Source organism: Kurthia gibsonii, from assembly GCF_006539985.1.
GTDB classification, from domain to species: Bacteria; Bacillota; Bacilli; order Bacillales_A; family Planococcaceae; genus Kurthia; species Kurthia gibsonii.
In genome coordinates, this window is the sequence record NZ_BJOB01000007.1 from 1 (window position 1) to 20,682 (window position 20,682).

The window sequence follows — 20,682 nt, forward strand, 5'->3', positions numbered from 1 at the left end:
ATAGCGTGAGTATGTCCATGACTCTATATTACATCCATTATTTAAGAGTAAATTTATTGTTGTTTTGTAAAAGAGCTAGTTAATTTAATAAAAAGGTTTAAGATAATCATATAGAGGTAAAGAACAGTACCCATTAAAAACGTCCAATTATATTATTTTTGTCACTTTTCATTCATAATATTGTTAAATTTTTTTAATGAAGTGAATAAAATGAATTTATATAGTATAAAAGATTCTCTTTAAATCTTTGTAAAAATTTATTTATTTTAAACAATGACTGTTAGTAAATTCCACTAGCAGTCATTTTTTGTGCTTAAAATACTTCTTAGATTGTAAAAAAACAACCAAAAAGTACATAGATAAAACGGTAGAACTATAAAATGATAAAATTTAATATTAATAACTTATTATTAGTTATAAAACACTATTTATAGATTAGATTATATTGATTTTAGCTTTTTTTTGAGTTTAAAATAGGTACAAAGACTAATTTTAACTTGAAAAATAATATATATATGATAAAGTTTTTTTGATTGTAAGTAAAGGAAAGTAAGAAAATAATAAGTCTAAAGATATATTGAAAAGTAAATATGAGGAAAAAGGAAGAAGATTAGATATGGTAAAAAAAGCAGTTGCAGCATTTTTATTTGGTATGATTGTAGTGTTTGGTGGTTTATTCGGAGTAAATATAGAAGAAGCGCACGCAGCATCAAACACAGCAAAAAATATGACACAATATAATCAAGTATTAAAAAGTAATTTAAAAAATTTAAATACGAGTTTTTCAATCACATACACTGGTAATCAAGCAACTTTACGTAAAGAGTTACCGAACTTAGTCAAAGCACAACAAAAACAAGAACCATTAATCGCAGCAAACTTAAAAACATACCGTTATAAAGGTAAAACAGTATCAAATAAATTAGTTGTAACATATCAAATAAATTAGTTGTAACATATCAAGTAACATATTTAGCAACAAAAGCACAGGAAAAATATGCACAAACAGAATCTAAAAAAATTGCTCGAAAAATTAAAGCAAGTAACAAAACAAACTTTGATCGTGTCAAAGCAGTAAATGATTATATTGTAGGAAAAGCGACATATGGTGGTAGTACACAAACAAAATATACAACATATGGCGTATTAAAAAATCGAGTTGTTGTATGTCAAGGATATGCAATTACAGCTTACCGTATGTTTAAAGAAATGGGTATCCCAATTAAATATGTAGAAGGTCGCTCAAAAAATGTTGGTCATGCATGGTTAAAAGTAAAAGTAAGTGGACAATGGTACAACTTAGATATTACTTGGAATGATCCACTACCAAATAATAACTATAAACGTAGCTACAAGTATTTCTTATTAAGTGATAGTGAATTACGTAAAACGCATTCTTGGAACAACACAGGTTTACCAGTAGCAAAATCAACAAAATTCAACTTCTTTAAATCAACATCTTCAGTTACAAAAAACGGTTCAACAATCTACTATGCAAATGATAAAAATCGTCAACGTCTATACAGCTATAATGTATCAACAAACAAACATAAGAAAATATCAAATACTCGTGTACAATACTTAGCTTATAAAGGTGGTAAAATTTACTTCAGTAACTATACAAATCATGGTGAGTTAGCCGTGATGAAGACAAACGGTAAGGGGCAAAAAAATCTTAATCGTACATTTACAAAAAATATTTATGTATCAGGTAAATATGTGGTATATCAAACAAATAATAAATACTATAAACGCGCAGCATAACAAATAAAATATCTTCTTTAATAATTTGTAGACATAAGTTTATTTTGTATAACTTATGTCTATTTTTTACATAAAATAAATCTAAAAAAAGTATTTTAAGGAAAAAATTAGATAATACATGTTTTAATTTGACCATTATATTCCATAATAGGTATAATCATAATTATAAATGATGCGATTTATCATTTTATGTTTCACCAAAAAATTGCCCGCTATGGAAGGAGAAATGTTTAAATGAAAGCAGCAGTAGTCGCAAGTGATAAAACAGTTAAAATTGAGGACCGTGAGTTACGTCCGTTAAAGTATGATGAAGCTTTAGTTAAAACGGAATATTGTGGTGTATGCCACACAGATTTACACGTAAAGAATGCTGACTTTGGCGATGTAACAGGTGTTGTATTAGGTCATGAGGGTGTCGGAAAAGTAATTGAAGTGGGAGAAGATGTGACAACTTTAAAAGTTGGAGATCGTGTATCAATTGCTTGGATGTATGAAAGTTGTGGACATTGCGAATATTGTACAACTGGTCGCGAAACATTATGTCGTGACGTGAAAAATGCAGGTTATACAGTAGATGGTGCGATGGCTGAAGAAGTAATTGTAAAAGCAGATTATGCAGTAAAAGTTCCAGATGGTTTAGATCCAGCAGCAGCTTCATCTGTTACATGTGCAGGTGTTACAACATATAAAGCAGTAAAAGAATCTCATATTCGTCCGGGACAATGGATTGGTGTGTTCGGAATTGGTGGTTTAGGTAACTTAGCAGTTCAATACGCGAAAAATGTATTCGGTGCTAAAGTAGTCGCATTCGATATTAGCGATGAAAAACTAGCATTCGCAAAAGAGCTAGGTGCAGATGCAATAGTGAACTCACTAAATGAAGATCCAGTTGAAAAAGCAAAGGAACTAACAGGGGGGAAAGGGTTAGACGCTACAGTTATTACAGCTGTTGCCAAAACACCATTCAACCAAGCTGTCGATGTTGTAAAAGCAGGAGCACGTGTTGTGGCAGTAGGTTTACCTGTAGATAAAATGGACTTAGATATTCCACGTCTTGTACTAGACGGAATCCAAGTAGTAGGTTCTCTAGTTGGAACACGCCAAGATTTAGAAGAAGCCTTCCAATTTGCTGCTGAGGGTAAAGTAGTACCGAAAGTAGCACTTCGTCCGATTGAAGATATTAACGATATCTTTGAAGAGATGGAAGAAGGTAAGATTACAGGGCGTATGGTAATCGATTTTACAAAATAAATTAAAAGATGCTATAAGTATAGAAATACCATCTTGTATGAACATAGAAAAACCGAAATCGCTGTGCGATTTCGGTTTTTTCGTTGTGAACGCTAAAAAGGGAAGTGATATATTTTATCTCAGCCTTTTCAGCCTCTTTAATAATTAAATGCCAAATTCTTTTTTAACCCAGTTTTCTGCTTCGCGCCAAGTATCAACACGTAAGACGTTATGAGGAACTGCTTCACGATTATACGGTGCATCGAATAAAATAACAGGTATATCTAATTCCTCAGCTAACATGACAGCGTTCGAATGTTTATCTTCAAAAAATAATTCGACACCTTGTTTTTTGGCTGCGATGACTTTACTTGCATTACCAACAATCTCAAGTGCATCAAACGGAATATTTGAAGATTGTAACCATGTTTTTGTGATAACTGTGGCATTCGTTTCACGCGCTGTAATAAAGTTTAGCTTCGTATGTGGATGCCAATTATTTAAAATGCGTACAACATCTTGTTGAAGTGGTGGGTTACGATACATCTCAAGCTCTGTTTCCTTAAACCATTTATAAAAATCATTCGGGTCAACAGGTAAAGCTTTCGATAAATCATATTCCAAAATATCATCTAGCATTAAATTTGTTTGATATTGTTTATTAATAAACGGAAGCAAGAACTCTTGAGCTGTAATTGTACCATCAATATCAATTCCAAAACTATATTCCTTCAATTGCCTTGCCTCCATTGTAATTTATGATTTTTTAAGACCTTCTTTTTCAGCCTCTTGTTTTGCATAATATTCTTCAGCAAGAATATTAATCTCTTTTTTCAATTCTTCTACCATTGTTTCCTCTGGTACTTTACGAACTGTTTTCCCGTGGCGGAATAATAAACCTTCCCCGCGCGCACCGGCAATACCGATATCAGCTTCACGTGCTTCACCAGGACCATTTACCGCACAACCAAGCACAGATACTTTAATTGGCGCTTTAATGGTTTGTAAATATTCTTCTACCTCATTTGCAATTGAAATTAAGTCAATTTCAATGCGTCCGCAAGTAGGGCACGAAATTAATGTTGGGATATTTGAAGCAAGACCGAATGATTTCAATAATTCGCGTGCTACTTTAATTTCTTCTACTGGATCTGCTGAAAGTGAAATACGAAGTGTATTACCGATCCCTTTTGAAAGGATTGCACCAAGACCAGCAGATGATTTAATCGTACCTGAGAATAAAGTACCTGACTCTGTAATACCTAAGTGAAGTGGATAATCAAAAGCTTTAGCTGCTTTTTCATATGCTTCAATCGCTAAGTTTACATCAGAAGCTTTCATTGACACGATAATATCATGGAAATCTAAGTCTTCTAAAATTTTAATATGGTGTAATGCAGACTCAACCATACCATCTGCAGTTGGGTAGCCATATTTTTCAAGGATTTTACGTTCTAATGAACCAGCATTTACACCAATTCGAATTGGAACGCCTTTTGCTTTAGCTGCATTAACAACAGCTTCTACTTTTTCTTTACGTCCAATATTACCAGGGTTAATACGAATTTTATCAACGCCTGCTTCAATTGCTTTTAAAGCTAATTTATAGTCGAAGTGAATATCTGCTACTAACGGAATATGAATTTGCTTTTTAATATCCGCTAATGCATCAGCTGCACGTTCATCTGGACATGCAACACGCACAATTTGACAACCTGCTTCTTCTAAACGATGGATTTCAGCAACTGTTGCTTCTACATCATGTGTCTTAGTTGTTGTCATACTTTGAATAATTACTTCATTACTGCCACCAATTGTTAAGTCTCCAACACGTACTTTACGTGTTTTGGAGCGGTGTGTTATTTCGCTCATCAAACTCTCTCCTTCATTGGCTGATCTAGTAGCCTCACTATCCCTATTCTATCAGTCTTTGAAACTAATTTACAAGGGAGAAACATTGTATAAGATAGGTTCTACCTATTTTCGTGTTGAAAAATACGTAAAAAGGAACGAAATAAGAAAAAACAAGTTGCACAGAAAGGGAGGAGATATCAAAAACACCATTTTTAGCCAATTTAGGGTGTTTACAATTCTCTTTTTTCATGTTCATAATAGAGATATTAACTCAAGAAGGGTATGTTAATGTGAACATAAATTGGCAAGAGATGATGGTACAATTTGTAGGCGGCTTAGGTCTGTTTTTATTTTCAATTAAATATATGGGAGACGGTTTACAAAAGTGGGCGGGAGATCGTTTGCGGGACGTCTTAGATCGCTATACGACCAATCCACTTTCAGGTGTACTTGTAGGAATTATTGTAACCATTCTACTTCATTCAAGCGCCGCAACCGCAATTATTACAGTTGGTTTAGTTTCAGCAGGTTTTCTTACTTTAAGACAATCAATTGGTGTCATTATGGGCGCAAATGTAGGAACGACATTAACTGCATTTTTAATTGGCTTTAATTTAGGGAATTATGCATACATATTAGTAGCAGTTGGTGCATTATCTATTTATTTTGTAAGAACACCTCTATTTCAAAATATAGGACAATTATTATTTGGTTTAGGTGGCATGTTTATCGGACTGGATCTCATGTCAAATGGTATGGCGCCACTTGCCAACTTGAATTCTTTCGTTGAGTGGTCGATGAAAATTAGCGAGTTCCCTCTATTTGGTGTACTAATTGGTATTATGTCGACATTCATTGTTCAAAGCTCGAGTGTGACAGTCGGTATTTTACAAGGAATGTTCGATGAAGGAATGCTACCAATTCATACAGCTCTACCTATTTTATTTGGTGAAAATATCGGGACGACTCTAACCGTTATTTTAGCATCCATTGGTACAACGGTTATGGCAAGAAGAACAGCGGTCACGCACCTACTCTTTAATTTAATTGGAACAGTCGTATTTTTAACATTCGTTAATTTTTTTACGCTCTATTTGGAATGGTTGATGAATATCTTCAATCTACAACCGCGTATGGTGATTGCATTTGCACATGGTTCATTTAATATCGGAAATGTCATGTTACAATTACCATTTATCGGTGTAATGGTCTGGCTTGTAACGAAAATCGTACCTGGAGAAGATAGCACTGTACAAATTCGTGCGAGTCAACTAGACGAACAATTCATTAGTGCATCACCTTCGATTGCGATTGGACAGGCAAAAGAAGAAGTAATTCGTATGGGTGATTATAGTATAGAAGGCTTAAAGAAAACGTGGAATTATTTTGAAACGTTTGACCGACAAATAGGGAATGAAGCTTTAAAGCTAGAAGAAGTCATCAATAGTATGGATCGTAAAATTACAGACTATTTAATTCGTGTATCGAGTCAATCGTTGTCAGATACTGATTCAACACGTCATCACGTCTTACTTGAAAATATACGAGATATTGAACGAATTGGTGACCATTTTGAAAACATTATTGAATTAATTGATGATATTGTCGCTAATCGTGTACAATTTAGTGCAATCGCAAAACAAGAATTAGCTGAAATGTATGAACTTGTCTTACAAAATGTTGAAGCTGCGCTCTATGTACTGAACACGAATGACTATACACGTATCGAGCAAATTGAAAAGCGAGAAGAACAAATTGACCAATTAGAGCGCGTATTACGCAAAAAACATATTCATCGTTTGAATAAAGGCTTATGCACAGCTTATTCAGGCATTATTTTTACAGATATGATGAGTAATTTGGAGCGAATTGGTGATCATGCCGTCAATTTAACAGAGAGTACTTTACAAAAATAAGGAGTGATTTGGATGAGTATACTTGCATGGATTTTAATTATTCTCAGTTTCGTCATCGCATTTATTGGTTTAGTCTATCCGATTATTCCTTCCGTTCTATTTATATTTTTAGGCTTCATATTCTATGGGATTTTTTATGAATTTGGAGACCTCGCTTGGTGGTTCTGGGTTATTGAAATACTTTTAACCGTTTTATTATTTAGTGCAGATACGCTATCGAATATTGTCGGTGTGAAAAAATTTGGTGGCTCCAAAGCAGGCATGTGGGGGAGTACAATCGGTTTATTGATTGGACCGTTCGTTATACCTTTTGCTGGAATCATTTTAGGACCATTTTTAGGTGCCGTCATTGCAGAGTTAATTGTGACACGTAGTTCGATTAAGAATGCTGTACTATCGGGAGTTGGTTCATTAGTTGGCTTCTTAACGTCCATTGTGACAAAGGGAATTATTCAAGTTATTATGATTCTCCTGTTTATTTTTGCAATATAAAAATTCCGTCTAAAGACTGAAAAACGTATGGAATAGGCATTTTCATTTGAATAACGAATCATTTTTTGTTAATCTAAACGTGTAGTAAATAATAGTTATTCCAAGGAGGAATTTGAATTATGGCTTTTGAATTACCAAAATTACCTTATGCTAACGACGCACTAGAACCACATATCGATGCAAGAACAATGGAAATCCACCATGATCGTCATCACCAAACATATGTAACAGGTTTAAACGCTGCTTTAGAAGGCAAAGAAGAATTTGCAGGTAAAACTGTAGAAGAAATCATCGCAAATTTAGATGCTGTTCCTGCTGATGTACGTACAGCTGTACGCAACAATGGTGGAGGCCACGCAAACCACTCTTTATTCTGGCTTTTATTAACTCCAAACGGTAAAGGCGCTCCAGAAGGCGAATTAGCGGCTGCAATCGATGCAAAATTCGGTTCATTCGACGCGTTCAAAGAAGAGTTCGCCAACGCTGCAAAAACTCGTTTCGGTTCAGGCTGGGCTTGGTTATCAGTAGTAAACGGTGAGTTAGAAATTTCTTCTACACCAAACCAAGATTCACCAATCATGGAAGGTAAAACACCAATCCTTGGACTAGATGTTTGGGAGCACGCTTACTACCTAAAATATCAAAACGTACGCCCTGACTACATTGCAGCATTCTGGAACGTAGTAAACTGGGACAAAGTTGCAGAATTATACGCAGCAGCAAAATAATTTTGTAATTTCGGAACAAAACACGCCAACTTCACGTCATGAAGTTGACGTGTTTTTTCTATGTAAAAAAAGAAGAATGGGTTCTCTAGAAAACAGGACTTTTTATGTAAGATATTGGGTACATGAAAGAGAGGAAACGAACCTATAAAGAGTAGCATGAGACTGTTTTTTACATAAAAAAATGATATACTACTATTTATGAAAAGGATAGAGGGAGGCCCACTGATGAAGCGAAAGAATAAAGGTAAAACTAAGCGCTCCTCCAACGGCAATGCAAAACAGAGAGCCAATCTTTCCCTACGAATGAATATTTTGTTTTTTACAATTTTTATCTTATTTACAGTGTTAGTTATGCGGTTAGGATATGTTCAAATTGTAAAGGGAGAAGAATATGCTCAGCAACTTCAAAAAACAGAAGAAGCAACAGTGAATACAAGTGTGCCACGTGGGCGCATTTTTGACCGTAATGGGAAGGTTTTAGTAGATAATAAGCCGAAAAATGCTATTACGTACACAAAGTATTCAACGACTACTTCAGAAGAAATGTTAAAGATGGCGAAAAAGCTATCAAAACTGATTACGATGGAAACAGATCGTATTGCAGAGCGTGATAAATTGGATTATTGGATGATTAAGCATCCGAAAGAAGCGAAAGCAAAAATCACGAAAGAAGAAGAGAAAAAAATCTTAGAGAATGGTAAAAAAGCAGGCGACCAACAAAATGAGATTGATCAAATCATTCGTGAACGTATTACAAAAGAAGAATTAAATTCTTTAACAAAAAAAGATTTACAAATTGTAGCGATTTACTCGAAAATGGTTGCAGGGTATAATTTATCGCCTCAAATTATTAAGAGTGATAATGTATCGGATGAAGAGTTTGCGGTTGTATCTGAACATCTAAGTGAACTACCGGGTGTGAATACAACAACGGATTGGCAACGTGAAAAGAAATCGGATTTAAGTATTCTTGGTGCCACAACAACGCCAAAAGAAGGGATTCCGAAAGATAAATTAAGTTACTTCTTAGCGCGTGACTATTCACGAAATGATCGTGTCGGTAAGTCGTATTTAGAACAAGAATACGAACCCATCTTGCAAGGTGAAAAGTCCGTTGTTAAATCAGATACGGATAGTAGTGGTAAAGTAGTTGATACGAAAGTTGTAAAAGAAGGGAAAGCAGGTAAAGATCTTGTTTTAACAATTGATAGTAAGCTACAAAAAGAAACAGATAAGATTGTAACCGAACAATTAATGATGGCGAAGCGTACAGGAGCTTCGAGTTTATTAGATCGCGCTTTCCTTGTAATGATGGATCCAAATACAGGTGAAATTCTATCAATGGTAGGTAAGAAGATTGAAACAGATGATAAAGGAAAACAACAAATTACGGACTACTCAATTGGTAACTTTACAAGTTCATATGAAGTAGGTTCAGTTATTAAACCAGCTACATTATTAACAGGTTATCATTATAATGCGATTAATATAGGAGAATACATTGTTGATTCACCTGTTAAATTAGCCGGTACAAGACCGAAATCTTCTATCTTCAACCGTGGTGGTTCAATTTCTCTAAATGATACGACAGCAATTGAACGTTCATCTAACGTTTATATGTTTAAAACAGCGATGAAAATTGCTAAATTACCATATATTTATAATGGACCACTTCCAACAACAACTGAAGACTTTAACCGTATACGTCGTTACTACGCACAGTTCGGTTTAGGGGTAGAAACAGGTATTGATTTACCTGGAGAATTTACAGGGGTTAAAGGGTCTGAAACAATCGGTGGTAAGTATCTCGACTTAGTAATCGGACAGTACGATACATTTACACCGTTACAATTAGCACAGTATGTCTCAACAATTGCGAATGGTGGTAAGCGTATTGCACCTCGTCTTTTAAAAGAAATTCATGAACCGTCACAAGATGGTGAGAAAATTGGTGCTTTAGAGCAAGAAATTCAACCAAAAGTATTGAATACGATTGATAACTCTGAGCAAGAGATTAATCATGTGAAAGATGCAATGAGTAAAGTGTACTACGGTTCACAAGGTTCAGGTGCAAGTCAATTTAAAGACTCGAAATTTAATGGTGCTGGTAAAACAGGTACTGCACAGGTAGTATACTTTGGACCGCAAAAAAGTCGATATGGTACAGAAACATTAACGGTTACACACGTTGGTTTTGCACCGAAAGACAATCCTCAAATAGCGTATGCGGTTGTTGTACCTTGGATTACAACATCAGAACAATATACGCCAATCAATAATATTATCGCGCGTAAGTCAGTTGATAAGTATTTTGAGCTGAAAAAGAAAGAAACGAAAAAAGATAAACAAACAATTGGTACAAAAATTCAATAGTTCTTATAAGCTGTATCTCTTTATAACAAGAGGTACAGTTTTTTTGTTCTCACATACAGTCTTTACATACGTTTACAAATCATTAACAAAATGAACATACCTTCTTACAATTCGTTTATATGTCCTCAATAATCATTCTTTATAGTAAGTGTTGTAAGAAATAATAAACAGAACGCTTAGGGGGAAAAACAATGAAAAACTGGAAGTACTTTATGATGACATCAATCGTAGGCTCGGCATTAATCTTAGGAGCGTGCGGCAACAGCAATAGCGAATCATCAAAAGGATCTTCAACAACTTCTCAAACAGATGCACAAGCAGGTGAGAATGAGAAGCTAGAAGGTAAAATTTCAGGAGATGGGTCTTCAACTGTTGCACCAATCATGGAAGCAATCGTAGAAGAATATTCAGCAGTACAACCGAAAGTGCAAGTATCAGTTGGTGTGTCAGGTACTGGTGGTGGATTTGAAAAATTCATTAATGGTGAAACAGACTTCTCAGATGCTTCTCGTCCAATCAAAGAAGAAGAAGCAGCGAAGTTAAAAGAGAAGAACATCGACTACACAGAATTAAAAATCGCATTTGACGGCTTATCAATCGTTGTAAACAAAGAAAACACATGGTTGAAAGATGCGACTGCTGACGAAATCAAAAAGATCTGGCTAGAAGATGGTAAAGAGAAAAAATGGTCAGATATCAACCCAAAATGGCCAAACGAGAAAATTGTTTATTATTCACCAGGAACGGAATCAGGCACATATGACTATTTTGTAAATGATATTTTAGAAGGGAAAGACATCGTAAAATCAGCTACTTTATCAGAAGATGATAATGTTCTTGTAAAAGGTGTTGAATCAGATAAAAATGCAATTGGTTACTTCGGATTTGCTTACTATGTAGCGAATAAAGATAAATTACAAGTTGTAAAAGTTGACGGTGTAGAGCCAACGCATGACACAATTGAATCAGGCGAATACACACCGCTTTCACGTCCACTATTTGTTTACGTGAAAAATGAAGCAGTGAAAAATAATTCTGTAATGTACAACTTTACAGAATACATGGTGAAGAATGCAGGACCGATGGCTGAAGCAGTTGGTTATGTAAAAGCACCAGAAGATGTTTATAAAGAAGATTTAGCAAAAGTAGAAAAACTAAAAAAATAAAGTGTCACAATTGAAGGACTGACCTACCAGTCACCTGCTATTAGCAGTTGCATAGGCAGTCCTCTTTTCTTAAAGGAGTGAAAGACGTTGTCTACAAACAAGGCAGGAGACAAATTGAATGTTCAAAGCATGATTGAACAACATAAAAATAAAGGTATGAAAAAGTTCGTTGAAAAATTAATGCCTAAATTATTGTTTATTACAGCGCTTGTATCTGTATTAGCAACGATTGGTATTGTTTTTACGCTCATTTTTGAGACATTTGAATTCTTTAGAAGAGTCCCATTCTTCGATTACATACTCGGAACAGAGTGGCTTCCGTTCTCAGGTACATCTCCGAGTTATGGTGTATTGCCACTTATTATTGGTACATTAAAAGTAACAGGCATCGCAATTGTTGTAGCAGTACCACTTGGTTTAGCGGCTGCCATTTATTTAAGTGAATATGCATCGGATAATGTACGTCGTGTTGTCAAACCGATTTTAGAAGTTTTAGCAGGCGTTCCAACAATTGTTTACGGCTTCTTCGCATTAACATTTGTAACACCTCTTTTACAAGAAGTGATTCCAGGTTTAAAAATCTTCAATGCGATTAGCCCAGGGATTGTTGTCGGGATCATGATTCTTCCAACCATTGCTTCTTTATCAGAAGATGCGATGTCAAGTGTGCCAAGATCGATGCGTGAAGGTGCATTAGCACTTGGTTCGACGAAATTAGAAGTAGCTTTAAAAGTAGTTTTACCAGCAGCACTATCAGGAATTTTAGCATCTGTTGTTCTTGGTATCTCTCGTGCGATTGGTGAGACGATGATTGTATCTCTTGCAGGTGGTTCAACACCAAAGTTTGACGGGGAAATTACCGACTCCATTCAGACAATGACAGCATATATCGTACAAGTATCAACAGGTGATGCAGGTTACGGTACAACGATTTACTACTCAATTTATGCAGTTGGTTTTACATTATTTATCTTTACATTACTCATGAATCTTCTAGCTGGCTATATCTCTAAAAAGTTTAGGGAGGAATATTAATGAATTACATCCATCACGATACGGTAGTCAAACGTATGTCAAAACGTCTACTTAAAAATAAAATTTATAAAATGTTGTTTTTAAGTGCGACATTACTAGCCTTGCTCGTTCTAGCTGTTCTTGGCTACCGCATGATTATCCAAGGTACAGGTTATCTAAATTGGGATTTTTTCAATAACTTCTCATCTCGCTTCCCACAAAATGCAGGGATTAAAGCAGCTCTTGTCGGTTCAATTTGGTTACTAGCTATCGTTGCACCTGTTTCACTCATTTTAGGTGTTGGTGCAGCAGTTTATTTAGAAGAATATGCAAAAAAGAATCGTATTACAACATTCATTCAAATGAACATTTCAAACTTAGCAGGTGTTCCATCAATCGTATTTGGTTTACTTGGATTAACCATTTTCGTTCGTATGCTTGGCATGGGTAAAAGTGTACTTGCTGCTGGATTAACGATGAGTCTTCTGATCTTACCCGTTATTATCGTTGCAGCACAGGAAGCCATTCGAGCTGTTCCAAATGAATTGCGAGAAGCTTCTTATGGAATTGGTGCAACAAAATGGCAAACGATTTTAAAAGTAGTTTTACCATCAGCCATTCCAGGAATCTTAACAGGTGGGATATTAGCACTTTCTCGTGCAATCGGTGAAACAGCACCACTTGTTGTCATCGGTATTCCAGTAATCATTCACTTTTTACCTGAAAGTATCTTTAGTGAATTCACAGCACTTCCAATGCAAATCTTTGACTGGGCAAAACGTCCACAAGAGGAGTTCCAGTATGTTGCAGCGGCAGGGATTCTCGTATTGATGGCAGTTCTCGTATTTATGAACTCAATCGCAGTAATTATTCGAAATAAATTCTCAAAACGCTACTAAAATGGAGGCAATGAACATGGTCAAAAAACCAATCGTTGAACAAGCAATGCAAGAAAAGAAAAAAGATTTAAAAGTGATTACACCGTCTGAGAAGGCGAGTATTTACAAGACGGAAAATTTAAACCTTTGGTATGGCGATAAACATGCATTGAAAGACATTCAATTAGACATTAAACAAAATGAAGTAACGGCAATCATTGGTCCTTCTGGTTGTGGGAAGTCAACGTATTTGAAAACATTAAATCGTATGGTTGAGTTAGTACCTTCTGTTCGTACAACAGGAGAAATTCATTATCGCGATCGTAATATCTTAGATAAATCGTATCAAGTGGAAGAACTACGTACAAAAGTGGGCATGGTATTCCAAAAGCCAAATCCATTCCCAAAATCAATCTACGATAATATTGCGTATGGTCCGCGTATTCATGGGATTAAAAATCGTAAAATCTTAGATGAAATTGTTGAGAGAAGTTTACGTGGTGCAGCGATTTGGGATGAGGTAAAAGACAGACTACATGAAAATGCGTATGGTCTATCAGGTGGTCAACAACAACGTATTTGTATCGCACGCTGTTTAGCGATTGAACCAGACGTTATTTTAATGGATGAACCAACATCTGCACTCGATCCAATTTCTACTTTGAAAGTAGAAGAATTAGTACAGGAATTGAAAAAAGATTATTCGATTATTATCGTGACACATAACATGCAACAAGCAGCACGTATTTCTGATAAAACTGCATTCTTTTTAAATGGTGAAGTTATTGAGTACGACGAAACAGATAAAATCTTCTCGAATCCAGCAGATCAGCGTACAGAGGATTATGTATCGGGCCGTTTTGGATAAGGAGGAGAAGAAGATGGTAGTACGTGAAAAGTATGAGCAACATCTAGTAGATTTAAATCAACTATTAATTGATTTATGTGAAATGGCGATTCGTGCATTTGATAAATCAGTCGATACTTTTTTAGAAAAAGACATTAATCAAGCAATGATGATTTTAGAACAAGATCAATTTATGAATCGTCTAGAGCAACATATCCAAGATGAAGCGATTCTCTTAATTACAAAGCAACAACCTGTAGCAACTGATTTACGCCGTATTATGATGATTGTTAGCGCAGCTTCTGATATGGAACGAATAGGTGATCATGCGGTGAATATTGCAAAAGAAACCATTCGTTTAGGAGATGCGAATCTGCATTATTCAGTAGAGAAAGTGGAGAAGTTACGTTTATTAACAAAAACGATGTTGGAAGATATGTTAGCGGCTCTTGCAACAGAAGATTTACCACTAGCGAAAGCTATCTCTAAAAGAGATGACGAAATCGATCAACTCTACGGTGAAGCGATTGTAGAACTAGTGGAATCAGCGAAAGAAAGTGGTGCAAAACTAGAACAAATCATTCAGCTGAGCTTTATTTGTAAGTCGATTGAACGAATTGGTGACTACACAACGAATCTAGCTGAAGGACTTTTCTTCTTATTAAAAGGGACACATCGCGAACTGAATAGCTAAGAAAGTAAGAGCATGAAAATATACGACAAAAAAACGAAGACAAAAGTATTTCGATACATTTGTCTCCGTTTTTTATTTTGGTGTTGTAATTGCAGTTAAAATCTCCTTTTGTGACATCTCTGAATTTAGTTTGTTCTTTCCCAGTTGAATAGAAGAAGCTTTACCTTCATTAATGATATAGCTTTCAAAGTCACTTGCGCTCTTAATCATACCTGCTTTTTCAAGTGCCTCACTTACTTCAGAAGTACCCATGCCTGAACGAACATCTAGCGTATAGGTTTTCACTTCTTTTTTTGTTTTAGAAGAAGTAGCATCTTTCTTTTTAGCCAGTACAGCGTTTTCTTCTTGGAGTTTCGTAATTTGTTGTTGATACTGTTTAATATCACTTTTTTTAACGACGACTTCATCTTTAGCAGGTGTTGTTTTTCCGTCTGCTTCTTGCTTCATTTGTGTTAAACTCATCGTTGCGCCTGCTACAAAAATACTAATTCCAATTGTACGAATAACAGACTTTACATTCATCGCTTCGTCACCTCGTTTTGTAAGATGGTAGCGATTTGATCATAATCAAGCGAAGAGCGTTTTGCAATTTCTTGAAGATTAAAGCCTTGGTTATGTAATGCAAGAACTTGGCTCACTAAAATTTGATTCACATGAGAAGCAGAAGGAGCCATTTTTTTAGGTATTGGCGACATGTTTTTTTGAGATAACATTAATTCTTCTTCAATTATTTTTAAACGACGTTTTAATTGATTGTTTTCTTGATAAAAAGACATCGATAATTCTTCTAATTCTTTTTCAGTTCGTTTTTTTGAATTACCTGTAAAAAATGAAATGATGACAATGAGAATACCTACTCCCATTAAAATAACGGATAAATCCATCAATCTTCCTCCATAAAATGTAGTTATTTTTAACTTATTGTAACATATGCATTTCTATATAGAAATGATAGTAGATTTTTTAGACATTTGTGTTATAATGGTTTAGTCGTATAAATCATGCTCACTAAGACATTTTATTCTGTATATAGAGTGGGAGGGGTAACCATGCGCGTTAATATTACATTAGCTTGCACTGAATGTGGCGATCGTAACTACATTTCAAAGAAAAACAAACGTAACAATCCAGAACGTCTTGAATTGAACAAATATTGCTCTCGTGAACAAAAGATGACACTTCATCGCGAAACGAAGTAATGCTCATTGCCAAAACCTATTGTAGGTTTTGGCTTTTCCATTTTAATAAGGTAGGGTGATTTCATTGGATAAAAAGAAGTTTAGAACTGATGTCAGAACAAAGCTTGTAGCACTATCTCAAGAGGAACATAAAAGAAAATCGTGGATGATACATAATAAAGTGATTAATTTAGACGAAATAAAAAATGCACAAACAATTGCCGTCACGATTTCAAACTTTCCAGAAGTGGATACCATGCATTTAATTGAAGCTTTATGGAAGATGGATAAAAAGGTTGCAGTGCCTCGCTGTGACCCGAAAACACGCACCATGACATTTTACATCTTTGACAATGAAGAACAGCTAGAAACCGTTTATATGGATTTAAAAGAACCAATTCCTTCTAAGACAAAACAAGTACATGCTGAGGAAATTGATGTCATTATCGCCCCAGGTATTGTATTTGATCGAAGTGGATATCGCATTGGTTATGGTGGGGGGTATTATGATCGCTACTTAGCGCAATTTAATCGCACTGTTATTGCGATGGCATTTAACATGCAGATAGTTGAAAAAGTACCGACAGATGCGTATGATTTACCTGTAGGGAAAATAATTACGGAAGAACACATCATCTCCTGTAAAGAGGCTCGAAGGGAAGAACAATAGAACATTATGGAAAATGTATATGATATTCGACAATATTTAAAAAAGTTTGGTACCATTATTTATACAAAAGATCCAATCGGTGATTTGCACTTAATGGCAGAGGACTTACAAGAATTATATAAGGCGGGAATTCTACCAATTCGAGATTACCAAGTAGCGCGTCATATACTTCGAATGGAAGAAACACGTATTAAACGACAACGCGGTGATTTTTAAGTAATGTATGCAGTCCTACAAATCAATCGTGCATTTGTAGGGTTGTTTTATTTTTTTAAAAAAAGGTAAAGAATATAAAATGAAAGAAGGTGGGAACATGATTCAGAAAAGTGGAAAATATACAGCGTTACTTGTTGTAGTGTGCACCATGTGGATTCAAACATATCTTACATATAAAACGAGTTTTGATTTGAAAGTCGAAAATCTACTTCAAGAAATTATTTTATTCATTAATCCGTTACCGTTTTTACTATTAATTTTTGGTGTGGCATTATTTTTTAAAACGGCTAAAAAGCGAAATCGCTATTACCTTATTGGAAGTGGAATTTTAACATTTGTTCTCTATGGAAATGTTGTATTTTATCGTTTTTATAGCGACTTTATTACATTACCTGTTCTCTTTCAAACGAGTAATTTTGGTGATTTAGGTAATTCAATCACGACATTGATTAGTCTGAAAGATATTTGGTACGCAACTGGTTTTCTCATCATCTATATTACATTGAAAAAAATACATAGCGTAAAAGAGTTCCAATTGATTAAAAAAGAAGAACGCCGTACGTATTTTATTTTCAGTGTGGCGGTTTTATGTTTCAACTTAGGATTAGCTGAAATTGAACGACCGCAATTATTAACGCGCAGTTTTGATCGCGAAATTCTCGTGAAAAGTATTGGTACATTTGATTATCATTTATATGATGCCTTCGTCCAATCAAAATCACATGCACAACGTGTCTTAGCAGATGGTAGTGAGTTAACTGAAGTATCGAACTATGTAAAATCGAATCAAGCAGAACCGAATCCCTCTTACTTTGGATTAGCGAAAGATCGAAATGTCATTATTATTTCACTTGAATCCATGCAAAACTTTGTCATTAACAATCAAGTGAAAGGACAGACCATTACACCTTTTTTAAATGAGTTAACCAAAGACCCTGATACATTTTATTTTGATGAGTTTTATCATCAAACTGGTTTAGGTAAAACATCCGATGCAGAATTTATTGTAGAAAATTCAATGTACGGGACCGGGCGAGGTGCAGTGTTCTTTACGAATGCAGGTAATACATTTGGATCAATGGCGAGTCGTTTGAATGACATAGGTTATTATACATCTGTTATGCATGCAAATAATAAAAGCTTTTGGAATCGTGATTTAATGTATGAATCGCTGCATATTAAAAAGTTTTTTGATGTAGCATCATATAATGTGACAGAGAAGAATTCAGCAAACTGGGGCTTAAAAGATATTCCCTTTATGGAGCAGTCTGTTAAGTTGATGGAAGATTTACCACAACCATTCTATACAAGAATGTTGACGTTATCGAATCATTTCCCATTCACATCAGATGAGGAAGATCAGTATATTAAACCATATGATTCTGGTGATGAAACGGTAGATCGCTATTTCCAGACAGCACGTTACACAGATGAAGCAGTAAAAGTGTTATTCCAGCGCCTCAAACAGAGTGGCTTATACGATAATTCTATTATTGTGATGTATGGCGATCATTATGGTATTTCAGATAATCATAATAAAGCGATGGCGAAGTATTTAGGTAAAGATGCGATTACACCGTATGATGCAGCAAAATTACAGCGCGTTCCGTTTTTTATCCATATTCCAGGCTCAAATAAAGGGAAAGTAATGCATGAAGTAGCTGGAGAATTAGATATTCGCCCAACGATTCTGCATTTACTTGGATTGAATACCACACAAGATGTACAATTTGGACAAGATTTATTATCGAAAGAACATCAAAACTTTACGGTCTTTCGAGATGGACGTTTTGTGACAGACCGCGTTGTCTATGCAGCAGAAACATTTTATGATGCACAGACAGGTAAACCAATTCAAAACACGCAACCATATGAAAAATATATTAAACAAGCAAATCGTAAATTAGAAGTATCCGACCAAGTTATTAATGGAGACTTACTTCGATTTTATGATAAACAGACAGGGCAAATCACAGAGTAGATTTGCTCTGTTTTGCTTTTTTCATGCGAGAACTTCTAAAATTACGTTATAATAACAAAGAGGTGAAGAAGATGTTAAATATTAGAAAATATGCATTAGGACCTGTTCAAACGAACTGTTATATTATTGCGAATGCCGCGCGTGAATGTCTAATTGTCGATCCAGGAGAAGAAGGAGAATTTTTGATTCGTGAAGTTCGTAAGGCGAATTTAAAACCGCAAGCAATCGTATTAACACATGCACACTTTGATCATATCGGTGCAGTAGATGATTTACGTGATGCCTTTCATATTCCAGTTTATATGCATAAAAAAGAAAAAGAGTGGCTAGGTAATCCTGAATTAAATGGTTCAGGAAAATATGCGCAATTACCAGATTATTCTATTCGTCCAGCAGATGCCTTTTTAGAAGCAGAAAAAGCAACGACAATTGGGAGCTTCCAATTTGACGTGGTACATACGCCAGGACATTCACCAGGTAGTATAAGTTTGATTTTTGAACAGGATGGTTTTGCTGTAGTAGGAGACACACTATTTAAGCGTAGCGTAGGACGCACGGATTTAATTGGGGGCGATTCTAAATTATTATTAAAGAGTATTCATGATCATCTATTATCATTAGATGAAGAAACAGTAATTTATCCGGGGCATGATGAACCAACAACTGTCGGCGAGGAAATTGATCAAAACCCATTTTTAAATGGATTTTAAATAGTAAAAATCATTCAACATTTTTCTATAAAAAGAGGAAGAAGCATTTTCGCTTCTTCCTCTTTTTGTTAACCATTCGTTTGAATACGATATGAACAGTATTTGCAACCATCTATCATATTTTCAAGTTTAACAAATTCATCTACTTCAAATAGATAATCAAATTGTCCCTTTAAGAATGACTCATGCAGCGCACAAACTGTTTCTGAATGTTGATCAATCTCGTTATGGTAAGGGCAATTATAAACAGCGAAACGAATTGAACGCTCTTCTTGACCTTCTTCTTGTTTAACAAGAGGGATATAACCGATTAAAGAAGCTGCTTTTGTAATACAATCTACTTTTTCATCAAATGTTAAAAGGGATGCCTCAGTTTTTTGTTCTTGTAGCATATGACGAATTTCAGTTTGTCCTTTTTGATAACAAATACGCGTCCCAACTTCTAAAGCTTCTGGGCCTAATTCGTCTAGAATTTCAAGTACCCAATCGAGTAATTCTTCATAATTACGTTTTGGGAAAGATAGTGAAATGCCGTTTTCAACTGCGCGGTAAATACGTCCTGGACGACCGCCTTTACCTGTTTTTTCATATTCAGCAGAAATTACGTTAATTTCACTTAGTTTAGTTAAATGCAGACGAGCTACATTCGGATGAATATTAAATTTGTCAGCAATATTTTGTACAGTGAAGTTTTCTTTCTCTTGTAACATATATTGATAAATTGAAAAACGTGTTTCATCCGCAAGTGTACTCGTGATTTTTAAAGAGTTTTGCATAGTTGTCACGCACCTCCGATACATAGTACTTCCATTATAAAGGAAAAACAGTGAACAATCAGTAAAATAAGCAACCTTTTATATTTATTTGTATAATATCAAGTTTTTTGGAAACACAATCAAGCAAAAAGCTATTTTATTAAAATATTCAAAAAGAACAGTTATTTTGTTAAAACATCATTTTTTTTACCTATC

22 protein-coding genes are annotated in these 20,682 nt (G+C 35.0%); 17 read left to right on the plus strand and 5 right to left on the minus strand.

Annotated features, from left to right (window positions below; translation table 11 throughout):
* Positions 1 to 616 precede the first annotated feature (616 nt).
* The 3 genes from KGI01_RS03365 (at position 617) to adhP (ending at position 3,015) form a co-directional block, all read left to right on the plus strand.
* A complete protein-coding gene (locus KGI01_RS03365; protein WP_141273284.1) occupies positions 617 to 949 on the plus strand; it encodes a hypothetical protein in 333 nt (110 codons plus the stop codon).
* Positions 934 to 1,764 (plus strand): transglutaminase domain-containing protein, encoded by an 831-nt coding sequence (locus KGI01_RS13970; protein ID WP_373863113.1) that lies wholly within the window; start codon positions 934 to 936, stop codon positions 1,762 to 1,764. Before KGI01_RS03365 ends, KGI01_RS13970 begins: the two co-directional genes overlap by 16 nt.
* 234 nt (positions 1,765 to 1,998) lie before the next feature.
* Positions 1,999 to 3,015 (plus strand): alcohol dehydrogenase AdhP, encoded by a 1,017-nt coding sequence (gene adhP, locus KGI01_RS03375; RefSeq protein WP_141273286.1) that lies wholly within the window; start codon positions 1,999 to 2,001, stop codon positions 3,013 to 3,015.
* 144 nt (positions 3,016 to 3,159) lie between these two features.
* Here adhP and KGI01_RS03380 read toward each other — a convergent pair whose 3' ends face one another.
* Both KGI01_RS03380 and ispG read right to left on the minus strand, forming a co-directional pair.
* A complete protein-coding gene (locus KGI01_RS03380) occupies positions 3,160 to 3,729 on the minus strand; it encodes a 5' nucleotidase, NT5C type (RefSeq protein WP_255314722.1) in 570 nt (189 codons plus the stop codon).
* 21 nt (positions 3,730 to 3,750) lie between these two features.
* Positions 3,751 to 4,866: a flavodoxin-dependent (E)-4-hydroxy-3-methylbut-2-enyl-diphosphate synthase gene (gene ispG, locus KGI01_RS03385; protein WP_141273290.1), complete on the minus strand. Its 1,116-nt coding sequence runs from the start codon at positions 4,864 to 4,866 to the stop codon at positions 3,751 to 3,753.
* 272 nt (positions 4,867 to 5,138) lie between these two features.
* Here ispG and KGI01_RS03390 point away from each other — a divergent pair, with 272 nt between their 5' ends.
* The 9 genes from KGI01_RS03390 to phoU all read left to right on the plus strand — a co-directional run bounded on the left by KGI01_RS03390 (position 5,139) and on the right by phoU (position 14,956).
* Positions 5,139 to 6,764: a Na/Pi cotransporter family protein gene (locus KGI01_RS03390; RefSeq protein ID WP_141273292.1), complete on the plus strand. Its 1,626-nt coding sequence runs from the start codon at positions 5,139 to 5,141 to the stop codon at positions 6,762 to 6,764.
* A gap of 12 nt (positions 6,765 to 6,776) precedes the next feature.
* Positions 6,777 to 7,256: a DUF456 domain-containing protein gene (locus KGI01_RS03395; protein WP_068452705.1), complete on the plus strand. Its 480-nt coding sequence runs from the start codon at positions 6,777 to 6,779 to the stop codon at positions 7,254 to 7,256.
* A 119-nt stretch (positions 7,257 to 7,375) separates the two neighbouring features.
* Positions 7,376 to 7,984: a superoxide dismutase gene (locus KGI01_RS03400; RefSeq protein WP_141273294.1), complete on the plus strand. Its 609-nt coding sequence runs from the start codon at positions 7,376 to 7,378 to the stop codon at positions 7,982 to 7,984.
* Between the two features lie 225 nt (positions 7,985 to 8,209).
* A complete protein-coding gene (locus tag KGI01_RS03405) occupies positions 8,210 to 10,357 on the plus strand; it encodes a peptidoglycan D,D-transpeptidase FtsI family protein (RefSeq protein WP_068452710.1) in 2,148 nt (715 codons plus the stop codon).
* Positions 10,358 to 10,548: 191 nt separating this feature from the next.
* Positions 10,549 to 11,523 carry a PstS family phosphate ABC transporter substrate-binding protein gene (locus KGI01_RS03410; RefSeq protein ID WP_141273296.1) on the plus strand — a complete coding sequence of 325 codons (975 nt, stop codon included), beginning with the start codon at positions 10,549 to 10,551 and terminating at the stop codon, positions 11,521 to 11,523.
* A 129-nt stretch (positions 11,524 to 11,652) separates the two neighbouring features.
* Positions 11,653 to 12,558 carry a phosphate ABC transporter permease subunit PstC gene (gene pstC, locus KGI01_RS03415; RefSeq protein WP_068457305.1) on the plus strand — a complete coding sequence of 302 codons (906 nt, stop codon included), beginning with the start codon at positions 11,653 to 11,655 and terminating at the stop codon, positions 12,556 to 12,558.
* Complete coding sequence (pstA, locus tag KGI01_RS03420) at positions 12,558 to 13,436, plus strand: phosphate ABC transporter permease PstA (protein WP_141273298.1); 879 nt, start codon at positions 12,558 to 12,560, stop codon at positions 13,434 to 13,436. The genes pstC and pstA overlap by 1 nt, the downstream gene beginning before the upstream one ends.
* Positions 13,437 to 13,482: 46 nt before the next feature.
* Entirely contained in the window at positions 13,483 to 14,283 is an 801-nt protein-coding gene (gene pstB, locus KGI01_RS03425; protein ID WP_141273430.1) for a phosphate ABC transporter ATP-binding protein PstB, read from the plus strand.
* Between the two features lie 13 nt (positions 14,284 to 14,296).
* The gene (phoU, locus tag KGI01_RS03430; protein ID WP_068452719.1) at positions 14,297 to 14,956 is read left to right on the plus strand and encodes a phosphate signaling complex protein PhoU; all 660 of its coding nucleotides are present in this window, start codon (positions 14,297 to 14,299) and stop codon (positions 14,954 to 14,956) included.
* Between the two features lie 72 nt (positions 14,957 to 15,028).
* On the opposite strand, the gene KGI01_RS03435 is transcribed toward phoU, so the two are convergent.
* The gene (locus KGI01_RS03435; protein ID WP_141273300.1) at positions 15,029 to 15,478 is read right to left on the minus strand and encodes an endolytic transglycosylase MltG; all 450 of its coding nucleotides are present in this window, start codon (positions 15,476 to 15,478) and stop codon (positions 15,029 to 15,031) included.
* Positions 15,475 to 15,840 carry a hypothetical protein gene (locus tag KGI01_RS03440; RefSeq protein ID WP_141273302.1) on the minus strand — a complete coding sequence of 122 codons (366 nt, stop codon included), beginning with the start codon at positions 15,838 to 15,840 and terminating at the stop codon, positions 15,475 to 15,477. The genes KGI01_RS03435 and KGI01_RS03440 overlap by 4 nt, the downstream gene beginning before the upstream one ends.
* A 165-nt stretch (positions 15,841 to 16,005) precedes the next feature.
* Here KGI01_RS03440 and rpmG point away from each other — a divergent pair, with 165 nt between their 5' ends.
* From rpmG to KGI01_RS03465, 5 genes are all read left to right on the plus strand, one after another.
* A complete protein-coding gene (gene rpmG, locus KGI01_RS03445; protein ID WP_068452731.1) occupies positions 16,006 to 16,155 on the plus strand; it encodes a 50S ribosomal protein L33 in 150 nt (49 codons plus the stop codon).
* Positions 16,156 to 16,219: 64 nt separating this feature from the next.
* A complete protein-coding gene (locus KGI01_RS03450) occupies positions 16,220 to 16,804 on the plus strand; it encodes a 5-formyltetrahydrofolate cyclo-ligase (RefSeq protein ID WP_068452734.1) in 585 nt (194 codons plus the stop codon).
* Between the two features lie 6 nt (positions 16,805 to 16,810).
* Positions 16,811 to 17,020 (plus strand): YqgQ family protein, encoded by a 210-nt coding sequence (locus KGI01_RS03455; RefSeq protein ID WP_141273304.1) that lies wholly within the window; start codon positions 16,811 to 16,813, stop codon positions 17,018 to 17,020.
* A 97-nt stretch (positions 17,021 to 17,117) separates the two neighbouring features.
* Positions 17,118 to 19,001: an LTA synthase family protein gene (locus tag KGI01_RS03460; RefSeq protein WP_141273306.1), complete on the plus strand. Its 1,884-nt coding sequence runs from the start codon at positions 17,118 to 17,120 to the stop codon at positions 18,999 to 19,001.
* Positions 19,002 to 19,072: 71 nt separating this feature from the next.
* A complete protein-coding gene (locus KGI01_RS03465) occupies positions 19,073 to 19,711 on the plus strand; it encodes an MBL fold metallo-hydrolase (protein ID WP_141273308.1) in 639 nt (212 codons plus the stop codon).
* Between the two features lie 68 nt (positions 19,712 to 19,779).
* Here KGI01_RS03465 and KGI01_RS03470 read toward each other — a convergent pair whose 3' ends face one another.
* A complete protein-coding gene (locus KGI01_RS03470) occupies positions 19,780 to 20,487 on the minus strand; it encodes a helix-turn-helix transcriptional regulator (protein ID WP_141273310.1) in 708 nt (235 codons plus the stop codon).
* Between the last annotated feature and the right edge of the window lie 195 nt (positions 20,488 to 20,682).

Coding starts and splice junctions, on each gene's coding strand:
- KGI01_RS03365 (WP_141273284.1), top strand. CDS start 617: ATGGTAAAAAAAGCAGTTGCAGCATTTTTATTTGGTATGATTGTAGTG.
- adhP (WP_141273286.1), top strand. CDS start 1,999: ATGAAAGCAGCAGTAGTCGCAAGTGATAAAACAGTTAAAATTGAGGAC.
- ispG (WP_141273290.1), bottom strand. CDS start 4,866: ATGAGCGAAATAACACACCGCTCCAAAACACGTAAAGTACGTGTTGGA.
- KGI01_RS03395 (WP_068452705.1), top strand. CDS start 6,777: ATGAGTATACTTGCATGGATTTTAATTATTCTCAGTTTCGTCATCGCA.
- KGI01_RS03400 (WP_141273294.1), top strand. CDS start 7,376: ATGGCTTTTGAATTACCAAAATTACCTTATGCTAACGACGCACTAGAA.
- KGI01_RS03405 (WP_068452710.1), top strand. CDS start 8,210: ATGAAGCGAAAGAATAAAGGTAAAACTAAGCGCTCCTCCAACGGCAAT.
- KGI01_RS03410 (WP_141273296.1), top strand. CDS start 10,549: ATGAAAAACTGGAAGTACTTTATGATGACATCAATCGTAGGCTCGGCA.
- pstC (WP_068457305.1), top strand. CDS start 11,653: ATGATTGAACAACATAAAAATAAAGGTATGAAAAAGTTCGTTGAAAAA.
- pstA (WP_141273298.1), top strand. CDS start 12,558: ATGAATTACATCCATCACGATACGGTAGTCAAACGTATGTCAAAACGT.
- pstB (WP_141273430.1), top strand. CDS start 13,483: ATGCAAGAAAAGAAAAAAGATTTAAAAGTGATTACACCGTCTGAGAAG.
- phoU (WP_068452719.1), top strand. CDS start 14,297: ATGGTAGTACGTGAAAAGTATGAGCAACATCTAGTAGATTTAAATCAA.
- KGI01_RS03435 (WP_141273300.1), bottom strand. CDS start 15,478: ATGAATGTAAAGTCTGTTATTCGTACAATTGGAATTAGTATTTTTGTA.
- KGI01_RS03440 (WP_141273302.1), bottom strand. CDS start 15,840: ATGGATTTATCCGTTATTTTAATGGGAGTAGGTATTCTCATTGTCATC.
- rpmG (WP_068452731.1), top strand. CDS start 16,006: ATGCGCGTTAATATTACATTAGCTTGCACTGAATGTGGCGATCGTAAC.
- KGI01_RS03455 (WP_141273304.1), top strand. CDS start 16,811: ATGGAAAATGTATATGATATTCGACAATATTTAAAAAAGTTTGGTACC.
- KGI01_RS03460 (WP_141273306.1), top strand. CDS start 17,118: ATGATTCAGAAAAGTGGAAAATATACAGCGTTACTTGTTGTAGTGTGC.
- KGI01_RS03465 (WP_141273308.1), top strand. CDS start 19,073: ATGTTAAATATTAGAAAATATGCATTAGGACCTGTTCAAACGAACTGT.
- KGI01_RS03470 (WP_141273310.1), bottom strand. CDS start 20,487: ATGCAAAACTCTTTAAAAATCACGAGTACACTTGCGGATGAAACACGT.